This is a genomic window from Kocuria sabuli (genome assembly GCF_040981185.1).
Lineage (GTDB): Bacteria > Actinomycetota > Actinomycetes > Actinomycetales > Micrococcaceae > Kocuria > Kocuria sabuli.
Genome location: NZ_JAVHZE010000009.1, coordinates 122,280 through 134,272 on the forward strand (window position 1 = coordinate 122,280; position 11,993 = coordinate 134,272).

Annotated in this window: 11 protein-coding genes; 10 read left to right on the plus strand and 1 reads right to left on the minus strand. The window is 74.4% G+C overall.

Annotation, left to right across the window (positions count from 1 at the left end; genetic code table 11):
- The first annotated feature begins 43 nt into the window (after window positions 1–43).
- From RE027_RS10810 to RE027_RS10850, 9 genes are all read left to right on the plus strand, one after another.
- A complete protein-coding gene (locus RE027_RS10810) occupies window positions 44–2,305 on the plus strand; it encodes an esterase-like activity of phytase family protein (RefSeq protein ID WP_368808269.1) in 2,262 nt (753 codons plus the stop codon).
- 158 nt (window positions 2,306–2,463) lie between these two features.
- Entirely contained in the window at window positions 2,464–3,423 is a 960-nt protein-coding gene (locus tag RE027_RS10815) for a GmrSD restriction endonuclease domain-containing protein (protein WP_368808270.1), read from the plus strand.
- 197 nt (window positions 3,424–3,620) lie between these two features.
- Window positions 3,621–4,532: a sugar phosphate isomerase/epimerase family protein gene (locus RE027_RS10820; RefSeq protein ID WP_368808271.1), complete on the plus strand. Its 912-nt coding sequence runs from the start codon at window positions 3,621–3,623 to the stop codon at window positions 4,530–4,532.
- Window positions 4,529–5,446 carry an HD domain-containing protein gene (locus tag RE027_RS10825; RefSeq protein WP_497795571.1) on the plus strand — a complete coding sequence of 306 codons (918 nt, stop codon included), beginning with the start codon at window positions 4,529–4,531 and terminating at the stop codon, window positions 5,444–5,446. Before RE027_RS10820 ends, RE027_RS10825 begins: the two co-directional genes overlap by 4 nt.
- Window positions 5,443–6,492: a Gfo/Idh/MocA family protein gene (locus RE027_RS10830; protein WP_368808272.1), complete on the plus strand. Its 1,050-nt coding sequence runs from the start codon at window positions 5,443–5,445 to the stop codon at window positions 6,490–6,492. Before RE027_RS10825 ends, RE027_RS10830 begins: the two co-directional genes overlap by 4 nt.
- Window positions 6,489–7,424, plus strand: coding sequence for an MBL fold metallo-hydrolase (locus RE027_RS10835; protein WP_368808274.1), 936 nt, complete (start codon window positions 6,489–6,491; stop codon window positions 7,422–7,424). The genes RE027_RS10830 and RE027_RS10835 overlap by 4 nt, the downstream gene beginning before the upstream one ends.
- Complete coding sequence (locus RE027_RS10840) at window positions 7,421–8,995, plus strand: YcaO-like family protein (RefSeq protein ID WP_368808275.1); 1,575 nt, start codon at window positions 7,421–7,423, stop codon at window positions 8,993–8,995. The genes RE027_RS10835 and RE027_RS10840 overlap by 4 nt, the downstream gene beginning before the upstream one ends.
- Entirely contained in the window at window positions 8,992–10,305 is a 1,314-nt protein-coding gene (locus tag RE027_RS10845) for a glycosyltransferase family 4 protein (protein WP_368808276.1), read from the plus strand. Before RE027_RS10840 ends, RE027_RS10845 begins: the two co-directional genes overlap by 4 nt.
- Window positions 10,302–11,096, plus strand: coding sequence for a PIG-L family deacetylase (locus tag RE027_RS10850; RefSeq protein ID WP_368808277.1), 795 nt, complete (start codon window positions 10,302–10,304; stop codon window positions 11,094–11,096). Before RE027_RS10845 ends, RE027_RS10850 begins: the two co-directional genes overlap by 4 nt.
- Here RE027_RS10850 and RE027_RS10855 read toward each other — a convergent pair.
- Window positions 11,023–11,349, minus strand: coding sequence for a hypothetical protein (locus tag RE027_RS10855; RefSeq protein ID WP_368808278.1), 327 nt, complete (start codon window positions 11,347–11,349; stop codon window positions 11,023–11,025). The genes RE027_RS10850 and RE027_RS10855 overlap by 74 nt on opposite strands.
- 133 nt (window positions 11,350–11,482) lie before the next feature.
- Here RE027_RS10855 and RE027_RS10860 point away from each other — a divergent pair, with 133 nt between their 5' ends.
- Window positions 11,483–11,959 (plus strand): DedA family protein, encoded by a 477-nt coding sequence (locus tag RE027_RS10860; protein ID WP_368808279.1) that lies wholly within the window; start codon window positions 11,483–11,485, stop codon window positions 11,957–11,959.
- Window positions 11,960–11,993 lie beyond the last annotated feature (34 nt).

The window sequence follows — 11,993 nt, forward strand, 5'->3', positions numbered from 1 at the left end:
CTCCGCCACCCGACGGCCACCGCCCGGGCCTACGCTCGGGCGCATGCGCACAGTCACAGCAGCAGCGTCCGCGCTGGTCGCGGCCACCTTTCTGACGACGTTCACCGGTGCGGCCGCCCACGCGGGCGAGTGGGACCGGGGCCACGCCTCCGTGCCCGTCCTGGAGCAGCGGGCCACGCTCTCCGCCGACCACCTCGCCGAGGGCCCGCCCTCCGGCGCCGAGGCCACGCCCGCCAACGGGCGCACCGGCCCCTTCGACGGCCAGGTGATCCCCGGCTTCTCCGCCATGGTCGACAACGGCGACGGCACCTTCTGGGCCATGCCGGACAACGGCTTCGGCAACCAGGAGAACTCCGGCGACTTCCTCCTGCGGCTCTACCGCATCGCCCCGCAGTGGGAGACCGCCGAGGGCGGGGCCGGGGACATCGAGATCCGGGACACCGTCTCGCTGAGCGACCCGCACCACCGCATCCCCTTCCCGGTCGTCAACGAGGACACCGAGGAGCGCCTGCTCACGGGCAACGACTTCGACATCGAGTCCGTGGTCCGCCAGCCGGACGGCACCTTCTGGATCGGCGAGGAGTTCGGCCCCTTCCTGCTCCACGTGGACGCCGACGGCGTCGTGCTCGAGGAGCCCGTCCCGCTGGCCGACGTCCGCGAGGGCGGCAGCGGCGAGCTGAGGTCCCCGCAGAACCCGTACCTGGGAGCCGGGGAGGAACCGGCCCTCGGCGCCAGCAAGGGCTTCGAGGCCATGGCGGCCTCGAAGGACGGCCGTCATCTCTACCCGATCCTGGAGGGCGCTGTCGTCGGCGACGACGACCAGCGCCGCCGCTGGATCTTCGAGTTCGACGCCGAGGAGCGGGAGTACACCGGCCGCACCTGGGCCTACGAGACGGACACCGACGCCAACCTCGTCGGCGACGCGTTCATGACCGGGAAGAACCGCCTGGTCGTCCTGGAGCGCGACGACTTCGACGGCCCCGAGGCCGTGACCAAGCGGGTCTACGCGGTCGACCTCCGCCGCACGGACGGCGCGGGGCACCTGGAGAAGGAGCTCGTGGCCGACCTGCTCGACATCGCCAACCCGGCGGGCATCGGCACGGAGACGTCCCCCGGCGCCTACGGCGTGGGCGAGCAGTTCTCCTTCCCGATGCAGTCGGTCGAGGTGCTCCTGCAGCTGCGGGACGGCCGCCTGCTCGTCGGCAACGACAACAACTACCCCGGCAACGACGCCCGCAACCCCGGCACCCCGGACGACACCGAGCTGATCGTGCTCGGCCAGGAGCGCGTCCACGGCGGGAAGGACGAGGGCATCGAGGTGATCGGGCACCGCGGCGCCTCGGGCTACCGGCCCGAGCACACGCTCGCCGCCTACCAGCTGGCCACGACCCAGTGCGCCGACTACATCGAGCCGGACCTCGTCGCCACGAAGGACGGCGAGCTGGTGGCCCGCCACGAGAACGAGATCAGCGGGACCACCGACGTCGAGGACCGCCCGGAGTTCGCCGAGCGGCGCACGACGAAGACGATCGACGGCGCCGAGCTCACCGGCTGGTTCACCGAGGACTTCACCCTGGCGGAGCTGCGCACGCTGCGGGCGGAGGAGCGCATCCCGGACGTGCGCCCGGACAACACCGCGTTCGACGGCCTCTACCCGGTCCCGACCTTCGAGGAGGTCGTGGACTTCGCCCGCCGCTCCCGCACGTGCGACGGACAGCCCCTGGGCATCGCCCCGGAGCTCAAGCACCCGACGTACTTCGACTCCATCGGGCTCTCCATGGAGGAGAGGGTCGTCGAGGTACTGGAGGCCAACGACTACGGCGACAAGCAGGACCCGGTCGTGCTGCAGAGCTTCGAGACGGCCAACCTGCGCGAGCTCGACGAGCTGACCGACGTCGACCTCGCCCAGCTGGTCAACTGCTCGGGCGCCCCGTACGACCTCGTCGCCGCGGGCGATCCCCGCGGCTACGCGGAGCTCACCACGCGGGAGGGCCTGCGGGAGATCGCGAGCTACGCCGACGTCCTCGGCGCCTGCAAGGACCTCATGATCCCGCGGGAGGCCGACGGCACCCTCGGCGAGCCGACGTCGGTGATCGCCGACGCCCACGCCGCCGGGCTCGAGGTCCACGGGTGGACCTTCCGCGCGGAGAACTCTTTCCTGCCGGCCGAGTACCGCTCGAGCGCCGACCCGGCCGAGCACGGCGACCTGGTCGGTGAGATCGAGACGTTCCTCGAGGCCGGCATGGACGGCATCTTCTCCGACCACCCGGACCTCGCGGTCGCGGCGGCGGAGGACGTGAGCTGACCACCCGGCCGCTGATCGCCTGACGGCCGATCACCCGACCCAGGGGCCGCCCGGCCGGACCGGGCGGCCCCGTCGTCATGTCGTCGCCGGTGCCCTGACGGGAGAGAATGGATCGCCGTCCCCGTCCGACGACGACGCACCCCGTCACCAGGAGATCCATGCACAACGCCCACCGACCCGCGACCGCCGCGGTCGAACCGTCCCGTGCCCGCTGGGCCGTGGTCGTCCCCCTCGCCCTCGCCCTGGGCGCGCTGACAGGGTGCACCGACCCGTCGCCGGGCACCGGGGACGCCTCCCCCGCCCAGCAGGCCCTCGAGGCGCTGCCCGTCGAGGAGGCCGGGCCCGGCGACGACTACGACCGGCTCGAGCAGTTCGGCACCTGGGCCGATCCCGACGGCAACGGCTGCGACGCCCGCAACGACGTCCTGGGCCGTGACCTGACCGGCGTGGTGCTCGACGACGACGGGTGCACCGTCCTCTCCGGGGCGCTCGAGGACCCCTACACCGGGGCGACGATCGACTTCCGCCGCGGACCGCTGACCTCGGCCGACGTGCAGATCGACCACGTGGTGGCCCTGAAGAACGCGTGGATCTCCGGCGCCGACCGGCTCGGCGCGGACGAGCGGACGGCGCTGGCCAACGACCCGCTGAACCTGCTGGCCGTGGACGGGCCCACCAACGGGGAGAAGTCCGCCGCGGACGCCGCCGCGTGGCTGCCGCCGGACGAGGCGTTCCGCTGCGACTACGTGGCCGCCCAGATCGCGGTGAAGACCCGCTACGACCTCTCCGTGACCGCCGACGAGAAGGCCGCCATGGCCGAGGTCCTGGCCGGGTGCCCCGACCAGGACCTGCCCGAGAACGACCCCGCGGTCCGGACAGGGACGAGCGCCGGGCCCTCCGCCGCGCCACCCGCCGCACGGCCTGCTGCCTCAGCGTCTGCCTCACCCACGGCACGGCCTGCTGCGTCGCCCACCGCACCGGCCCCGGCGGACGAGGTGTACTACGCGAACTGCGACGCGGTGCGCGCGGCCGGCGCGGCGCCGCTGCGCGCGGACCAGCCCGGCTACCGCCCGGCCCTGGACCGCGGCGGGGAGCCGGGCGTGGCCTGCGAGGGGTGACCGGGGTCCCGTGGTGGGGATCACTAGGTGTTGTCCGACCTGGGCGTTAGTGTCCCACTGGGGGAAGCCGAACGGCCGCTGGACTGCGTGACGTCCGCCACGAGGCGCCCCACCGGTCGCCCTGAGGGGATGCTCCATCCTGCTCGCCGGAGGACCCAACGGCGCGGCCGTCCGCCACCACTCGAACAGGAGCTGCCGTGCCCCTTCCGACCGCCGACCGTCCAGGTCTCGCCTACAACGCCAACGGGCTGCGCTCGTTGGCCCTGCCGGACGCCGTCCGGCTCCTCGCCGACTCCGGCTACGACGGCATCGAGCTGTCCCTCAACCGTCAGCACGTGGATCCGTGGAGCTTTACCGACGCCGACGCCGACGAGCTGCGGGCCGTGCTGGAGGAGGCCGGGGTGGTCGCGTGCAGCCTCGCCACCGGGGACCCGCTGCTGCTGAGCGAGCGCCCGTTCGAGCCTGCCCTCGTGGACCCCGACCCGTCGGCCCGGGAGCGGCGGCTGGATTTGCTGCGCCGCGCCGTGCGCATCGGTGTGCGCATCGGTGTGCCGATCGTGGTCTTCTCCACCGGCAGGCTGCCCGACGGCGCGGACCGGGAGCAGGCGCTGCGCGTGCTGGACGCGTCCGTGGCGGAGCTGCTGGGCGTGCTGGAGCGCGAGCTGCGGGCGGCCGGAGCGGCCCCGGGTTCCACGGTGCTGGGGGTCGAGCCGGAGCCGGGCTTCCTCCTCGAGACGAACGGGCAGGTCGTGGAACTCATCGAGCGCACCGGATCCGAGGCGCTGCGCCTGAGCCAGGACCTGGGGCACACCGTGGTGGTCGAGGAGGACGCCCTGGAGTCCCTGCGGCGTCATCTGCCCGTCACCCGTCACCTGCAGGTCGAGGACATCGCGGGGCGCGTCCACGCCCACCTCGTCCCCGGTGAGGGGGACATCGACTTCGACGCGGTGGGGCGGATCCTGCACGAGGAGGAGTTCACCGGCTGGATCAGCGTGGAGCTCTACGACCACGACCACGTGCACGAGCGCTCCGTCCCGGACAGCCGCCGGTTCCTCGTGGACCACCTTCCCTCCCTCGGCGGTCTCGACCGCGCGGGAGCCCGCCGTTGAGCGGCGTGGGCGTGGGGACCACGCTGCTGCGCCAGCTCGGTGACCTCAAGCGGCTGCGGGACGCCCGCGGCCCCGGCTCCCTCGCGGACCGGGCCTTCGTGCGCGGCTGGCACCGCCTGGTGCAGGGCGCGGACTTCGAGCGGATCGCCCTCGAGGAGACGGCCCGGGCCCTGGTGGCCACCCGGCTCGCCGGCGTGGACGGCTCCGTGCTGCGCCGGGCCGGCCTCGATCGGGCCGAGGCCCTGGAGGTGCTGGAGCGGGCGTTCGACGCCGCCCTCGAGGTCGGCGGCCCGGAGCTCGGCGACACCGAGGACCTGCGCGCCGTCCTGCCGCAGCTCGTGGACGACGCCGAGGACGACCGGGACCGGGTGCCGCCGTTCGTGCTGGCACTCGTCGACCAGCCGCGGGCCGGGGCCACCCATCCGAGCACCCCCCGGATCATCGTGGAGCCTCCCGAGAGCCACGGGGACCACTGCTTCGTCACGGCGGTCTACTCCGCCCTGATCGCCCCGCGCCACGGCGTGGCCCGGGGGGACGCCTTCGTGGTGGCCATGGCCCACCACCTGCCCAACGGGGACCTTCCCGACGCGGGATACGCCGGCGAGGTGCTGCTCGGCGAGCACTACCTGCGCATCCTGGACGCCCTGGAGCAGCGCTCGCTGGAGCAGCTCCCCGCGGAGCTCGCCGGGCGGCTGCGCACCCTGCTGCCGCAGCGCGAGACCGCGGAGACCCCGGTGGGGCGGGTGTTCAACGCCGCGGACGTCCTCGACCGCGTCCTGCAGGTGCACCACCACGCGCGGGCCGCGGCGTTCACGGCGTCCCAGGCGCTGGAGGACCTCGACATCGTGCACCCCGGCACCGTCCAGACCTACCAGCTCGGCGTGCTCGCCGACGCGGGACTGGGAATCCGATGAGCGCACCGCAGCCCGTGGGCTGGGTCATCGCCGGGGCCGGCTGGGTGGCCAGCGACCACATGGCCCCCGCCGTCGCGGCCTCGCCCGGCAGCCGGGTGGTCGCCGTCGTGGACCGTGACCTCGCGGCCGCCGAGCGGCTGGCCGCCCGGTTCCCCGGGGCCCGGGCCTGCCGGGACGTGGCCGGGGCCGCCGAGGTGCCGGGGGCGCAGGTCGTCTACGTGGCGACCCCCAACCACGCCCACCGCCCCGTGGTGGAGGACGCCGCGGCCGCCGGGCTGGCGGTGCTGTGCGAGAAGCCCCTGGCGGCCTCGCTCTCCGACGCGCAGCGGCTCGTCGCCGCGTGCTCCGCGGCCGGGATCTTCGCCGCCACGGCCTACGACCAGCGGTTCCACCCCGCCCACCGGGCCGCCGCGCGGCTCGTGGCCTCGGGGTCGCTGGGCACGGTGACGGCCGTGCGCATCGTCTACGGCTGCTGGCTGCCGCCGGACTGGGTGCCCGAGAACCATCCCGGGCACGACAACTGGCGGGCCGACCCGGCGCGGGCCGGCGGCGGCGCCTACGTGGACCTGGCCCCGCACGGCATCGACCTCGTCGGTGCCCTGCTCGGGGAGGACATCGTCCGGGCCACCACGCACCAGCAGCGGCGGGTCCAGGACTACCCCGTGGACGACGGCTCCGTCCTGGTCGGCACGACCGCCTCCGGTGTGCTCGTGAGCGTCCACAACTCCTACAACACTGCTGACACGCTGCCCCGGCGACGGCTGGAGATCGTGGGCACCCGCGGTCAGCTCGTGGCCACGAACACGATGGGCCAGGACGCCGGCGGACGGCTCGAGCTGATCGACGCCGCCGACGGCTGCTCCGTCCCGGTGCCCTTCGACACCGGCCTCTCTCCCTTCACCGTCCAGGTGCAGGCCGTGGAGGCGGCCCTCGCCGGCCGCACCGCGTGGCCGTACCCGCTGGACCGGGACCTGCGTCTGCTGGGTCTCATGCACGACGCCGTACCGGTGACCACGTCCGACGACTTCGAGGAGCTCCTCCGATGACCGATCCGAACACCGCCCACGAGGCGAGGGAGCAGCGCGACGCCGAGCCGGCCGTGCTGCCGACCCGCGCGAACCCCGCCCACGTGGCCTACTCCTGCGACAACTGCGGCCACTGGCAGCGCTGGTTCGCCACCGCCCCGCCGCCCCTGTGCCCCGTCTGCGCCGATGTGCGCAACGAGCTCCCCCGCGACGGCTTCACGTTCCGCACCGCCGCCGAGGTGGACCGGCTGGTGACCACGTCCTGGCGGGAGGCCGTGCCGGGCGTCACCGAGTTCTACAGCGACCCGGACATCGGCCTGGGCAGCCACGGCTGGGTCCTGGAGACGGACTCCGGGCTGCTGGGCTTCGAGGCCACCGGCTGGTACAGCCAGGAGGCCCTGGCCGAGCTGCGCCGCCGCGGCGGCCTCGCCGCCCTCGCCTCGAGCCACGTGCACGGCTTCGGCGCGCTGTGGCAGCTGCAGGACGAGCTCGACCCGCCCGTGCTGGCGGTCGGGGTGGACGACCTGCCCTGGACCAAGGCGTTCCGCGTGACCTACCCGGCCGACGAGACGCTGCTGCTGGCCAAGGACATCACCCTGCACCGCACCGGCGGGCACTTCCCCGGCCACAGCGTGCTGCACGACGCCGGACGCGGCCTGCTCTTCTGCGGGGACTCCCTGAAGATCGACCTGAACCCCGACGGCAGCGCGCGGGCGCTGAGCGCCCACAAGGCGTTCCACGCCCAGATCCCGCTGTCCCGGCGGGAGCTGAGCCACATGCGCGAGATCGTGGGGGCGCTGTCCTTCGACACTGTCTTCAGCCCCTTCGAGTTCGCCTCCGGGGTGACCACCGCCCACGTGGTGGCCCTGATCGACCACATGCTCTCGCGGCCGCCCTCGGCGAGCCCCGTGCCCATGGACGAGCTGCGTCCCGCCACGGCGGTGATTGCATGAGGACCCAGCACCCCCTTGTCGTCGACCACGAGCTCAGCACCGGTGACGACCACCCCGTGACGGGGAACTACCGCAGCGCCGCCGGTCAGGACGACGCCGTGGAGTTCCCGACCTACCGCCTGGACACGGTCGGCGTGCCCTCGTGGTGGACGGTCGCCTCCCACGGCGCCGGCGTCTCGGCCGGCCACGGCTACGGCGGCACGGACGCCGACGCCCTCCGTTCCAGCTGGGGGGAGGCGGCCGAGATCGGGCTGCACTCCCGCCACGTCGTCGGGCTGCCCTTCCGGCGCGACTCCTACGCGGACCTGCTGGCCGCCGAGGGCCCGGACGCGGTCGTCGACCCGCCCGCCCTGTGCCTGGACGCCGGCAGCCGCTACTCCCCCGAGACCCCGCTGAACTGGATGCCCGTGCAGCGGCTGTCCACGGGCGGGACGGTGTGGGTGCCCGCGGACATGGTGCTCCGGGACCGGCACCTCGTGCCCCCGGGCATGGTCGACGACCCGCCCGAGGAGCGGCTGGTCACCCGGATGGGCAACGGCATGGGCGCCGGGGACACCCTGGACCGGGCGATCGCCCACGGCCTGGGCGAGCTGCTGCAGCGCAACGGCAACGGCACCCGGTTCCGTGCCATGGACACCGGGGTGGTCGTGGACCTCGGCCCGGAGGACCGCGACGTCGTCGATCCCGTCACCCGTCGGACCCTCGCGGCGCTGCGGGCGGAGGGGGTGGACGTCATGGTGAAGCTCGCCGACGTCGGCCTCGGGGTCGTCGGCCTGTTCGTGGTCGGCGCCGACCACAACCCGCTGCAGCCCGTGATGGTCACCGCCGCCGGCGAGGCCGCGCACCCGGACCGGGAGGTCGCGCTGCGCAAGGCACTCCTCGAGTTCGTGGCCGCCCGCTCGCGCAAGGCCTTCACCCACGGATCCCTCGACGCGGTGCGCGCCATCGCCCCGGAGGGGTATCTGGAGCGCTACGCGGCCGACCCGGCCGGCGAGGAGCCCCGGGCGCTGCGGGGCATGCTGCGCTGGCTCGAGATGGGCAGCGACGAGCTGCGCGGGCTGCTGGAGCCCACCGTCCTGGCCCGCCGCTCCAGCGTCCCGTTCACCGATCTGCCCACGTGGCGGGCACCGGAGGAGACCGACGAGCAGGCGGCGCTGCGCGCCCACCTCGTGGACGCCCTGGCGGACGAGGGCCTCGAGGCCCTCGTGCTCGACTGCTCCGAGCCCGGCGCGGAGGTGGCCGCCGTGCGCGTCATCGTCCCGGGGCTCGAGGTCGAGATCATGAGCTACGGGCGCGTGGGCGAGCGCGGCGTCGCGGACCTGCTCGCCCGCGGCGACGGCCGGACCGGCCTGCACGGCATCGTAGGCCTCGGCGCGCCGGGGGAGCAGGGCGTGCCGGCCACCGCCGTGCCCGTGCACCTCACCGCCGACGCCCAGGAGCGGCTCGGCGGACCGGCCTGGCTGGACCGGGCCGCCATCGACCGGGTGGTGGGCGAGGACCTGTACCCGCTCTACCGCGAGCCGGCACTGCACGCGGCGGCCGTCGCCCGGGCGAAGGGGTGGTCCGCGTGAGGATCTGCTTCCTGAGCCGGCGCTACTGGCCGGCGGTGTCCGGGATGAGCGTGTACGCCGAGAACCTCATCGGCCAGCTGCGCGACCACGGCCACGAGGTGGCCCTGGTCTCGCAGTACCGCGGTGACGCCGCCGGCAGCGCAGTCTACGGCGGCGGGCCGCCCCCGGCGGAGCGCGTGCCGGAGGGCGTGCAGGTCGTGGGACTCGAGTCGCTGGGCGAGCAGCGGGTGGCCGACGGCCTGCCGGCCGACTTCGAGCAGGACATCGCCGCCATGCGCGACGCCGTGCTGCGGCTGCACGCGGAGAAGCCCTTCGACGTCGTCCATGCCCAGTACGCCTGGCCCACCGGCATGGCGGCCCTGCAGGCCGCCACCCTGCTCGGCCTGCCCAGCGTGATCAGCGTGCAGGGCGGGGACGGGCACTGGGTGGGGCTGTGCTGCGCGGAGCACTCCGTGGGCATCCGCACCGTGCTGGACCGGGCCGACGCCGTGCTGATCGGGTCCGAGACCTTCGCGCAGGAGGTCACCGAGCACCATGGGACGCTGCCCGACCGGTGCACGCTCATCGGCGGGGCCACCGACACCCGTGCGTTCACCCCGGGGCCGGACGACCGGCACGCGGGCGAGCTCGACCGGGACGGCGACGGGATCACCACCCTGCTGTTCCACGGCCGGGTGGACCGGCGCAAGGGCGTGCTGGACCTGCTGCACGCCCTGGCCGCGCTCCGCGGGGAGGGACGCGCGGTGCGACTGCTCGTCTCGGGCATCGGCCCCGACGTGGACGCCGTGTCGCAGCTGGTCGAGCAGCTGGGGCTGCAGGACGCGGTGGAGCAGACGGGCTACACCCCCTACACCGGGGCCCCGGAGATCTACCGCCGGGGGGACGTGTTCGTCTCGCCGACCCAGTCCGAGGGGTTCTCCAACACCATCCTCGAGGCGATGGCGTCCGGGCTGCCCGTGGTCACCACACGCACGGTGGGCGTGGTCGACTGCGTGCAGGACGGCCGCAACGGCCTGCTGCACGAGGTGGGGGACGTCGGCGAGCTGGTGGCGACGCTGCGCCGACTGCTGGACGAGCCGCCCCTGGCCCGTGCACTGGCCGCGCAGGCCCTCGCCGAGGTGCGGGAGAAGTGGTCCTGGCCCGCGCTGACGGCGCGCATCGAGGACGTGTACGACCGGGTCCTGGGAGTTCCCGGGGACACGTCCTGGACCCGGCTGCCCACCGCGGAGCGCCCGACCTCGGGCGGCCGCGGGATGGAGCCGGCCGACAGACCGGACTGCCCCTACCTGACCGCCCCGCACCTGCTGTGAGGGCTCCCATCGCGGCACCCGACGCCGAGCGACCCGTGGTCCTCGCCGTCTCCCCGCACCTGGACGACGCCGCCTTCTCGGCCGGGGCCCTCCTGGCCGGACTGGCGGCCCGGGGCGCGGAGGTGCGCGTGGTCACCGTCTTCACCGCCGGTGTGCCCGGCCCGGAGGGGTTCGCCCTCGCCTGTCAGACCGACAAGGGCTTCTCCCCCGACGTCGACTACATGGCCCTGCGCCGGGCCGAGGACGAGGCCGCCATGGCGGCCCTCGGGGCCCGGGCGGTGCACCTCGGCCTCGAGGAGGCACCGCACCGCGGGTACTCCAGCGCCGCGGCACTGTTCGGTCCCGTCGTCGCCGGTGACGAGGACGCCCCGGAGGCCGTGGCCGCTGCCCTGGAGCAGGAGCTGGCACGTCCCGGGGCACCGTCGCCGGACATCGTGCTCGGTCCTGCGGCGCTCGGGGAGCACGTGGACCACCGGCACGTCCGGGACGCCCTGGAGCTGCTCTCGCGCCGGCACGGCCTGCCCGTGGTGCACTGGGACGATCTCCCCTACGCACTGCGCCTGCCCGCCGGGGCCGGGGGCGCCCACGCGCGCCCGGCGACCGCAGCGGAGACGGGGGCCAAGCTCACCGCCTGCGCGTCCTACCCGAGTCAGCTCGGCTTCCAGTTCGGCGACGTGGCAGCCATGGCGGACGCCCTGCGCCCCAGGGTCGAGCGGTTCAGCAGCGATCCGGAGCGGACGGTGCCGCAGGGTCGCCCGGGACAGCAGGAGATCCGGAGGGGGGACGGCTAGGCTCCCCCGTCCCGGACCAGGAGCTGTCCGGCTCCCGGGGCACCCCGGCGGCGAACGCCTGTCGCACCGCGGCGGCCTGCTCCTCCGGGCTCGCGTGCTCCGCCGCGGCGATCACGGTGACGAAGGCCTTCGTGTCCTGGACCAGCTCGGTGATCGTCTCGGGCGAGTCGACGGCCCAGCCGTAGGCGGTCGCGTAGTCCACGGGGCGGCCGCCGACGGTCACGGTGCCCTGCTCGTCGATTCCCACGCTCATGCTCGGGCGTCCTCCTGTGCTGGTGACCACCCGGGAGGGGGTCGGATCTACGGCGAGAGTATCCCAGGGCGGGGCGGTCCGCGCTGACACCCTGTCGTCAGGCGGTGTCGGCGTCCCTCCCTACACTGGACGGGTGCAGGCCTGGCTGGAGTCCCTCCCCCTCGGTGCCGCGATCCTCTTCTTCTGGGCCGTGGGCATCGTGCGCACCACGGCCGTCTTCGCCCTGGGCCGCGCCGCGGCCACCGGCGGCAGCCGCCGCTCGGACCGCGTCCGCCGGCTCCTGGACACCGCCCTCTACCGGCGGGCCCAGCGGCTCGTGCACCGCTGGGGCGTGCTGGCCGTCCCCGCCTGCTTCCTCACCGTGGGCCTGCAGACCGCCGTCATCCTCACCACCGCCGTCACCGGCATGCCCCTGCGCCGCTGGATCCCGGCGATGCTCGTGGGCACCCTCATCTGGGGCACGATCTACGGGACGGTCGGCATGGCCGTGGTCTGGGCCTGGCTGCGGGAGCCGTGGGCGGTCGCGCTCGCCGTCGTCCTGATCGCCCTGCCGGCCGCCGGCCGCGCGGTGCACGTCCGGCGCAGCGCCCGGCGCACCGCGGACCGGTAGATCCCCTCCGCGCACATTTCATCAGCACACTTGC

What these genes read in the sequence shown, in the direction of transcription:
- RE027_RS10810 (WP_368808269.1), top strand. Translation starts at nt 44, where the DNA reads ATGCGCACAGTCACAGCAGCAGCGTCCGCGCTGGTCGCGGCCACCTTT.
- RE027_RS10815 (WP_368808270.1), top strand. Translation starts at nt 2,464, where the DNA reads ATGCACAACGCCCACCGACCCGCGACCGCCGCGGTCGAACCGTCCCGT.
- RE027_RS10830 (WP_368808272.1), top strand. Translation starts at nt 5,443, where the DNA reads ATGAGCGCACCGCAGCCCGTGGGCTGGGTCATCGCCGGGGCCGGCTGG.
- RE027_RS10835 (WP_368808274.1), top strand. Translation starts at nt 6,489, where the DNA reads ATGACCGATCCGAACACCGCCCACGAGGCGAGGGAGCAGCGCGACGCC.
- RE027_RS10840 (WP_368808275.1), top strand. Translation starts at nt 7,421, where the DNA reads ATGAGGACCCAGCACCCCCTTGTCGTCGACCACGAGCTCAGCACCGGT.
- RE027_RS10855 (WP_368808278.1), bottom strand. Translation starts at nt 11,349, where the DNA reads ATGAGCGTGGGAATCGACGAGCAGGGCACCGTGACCGTCGGCGGCCGC.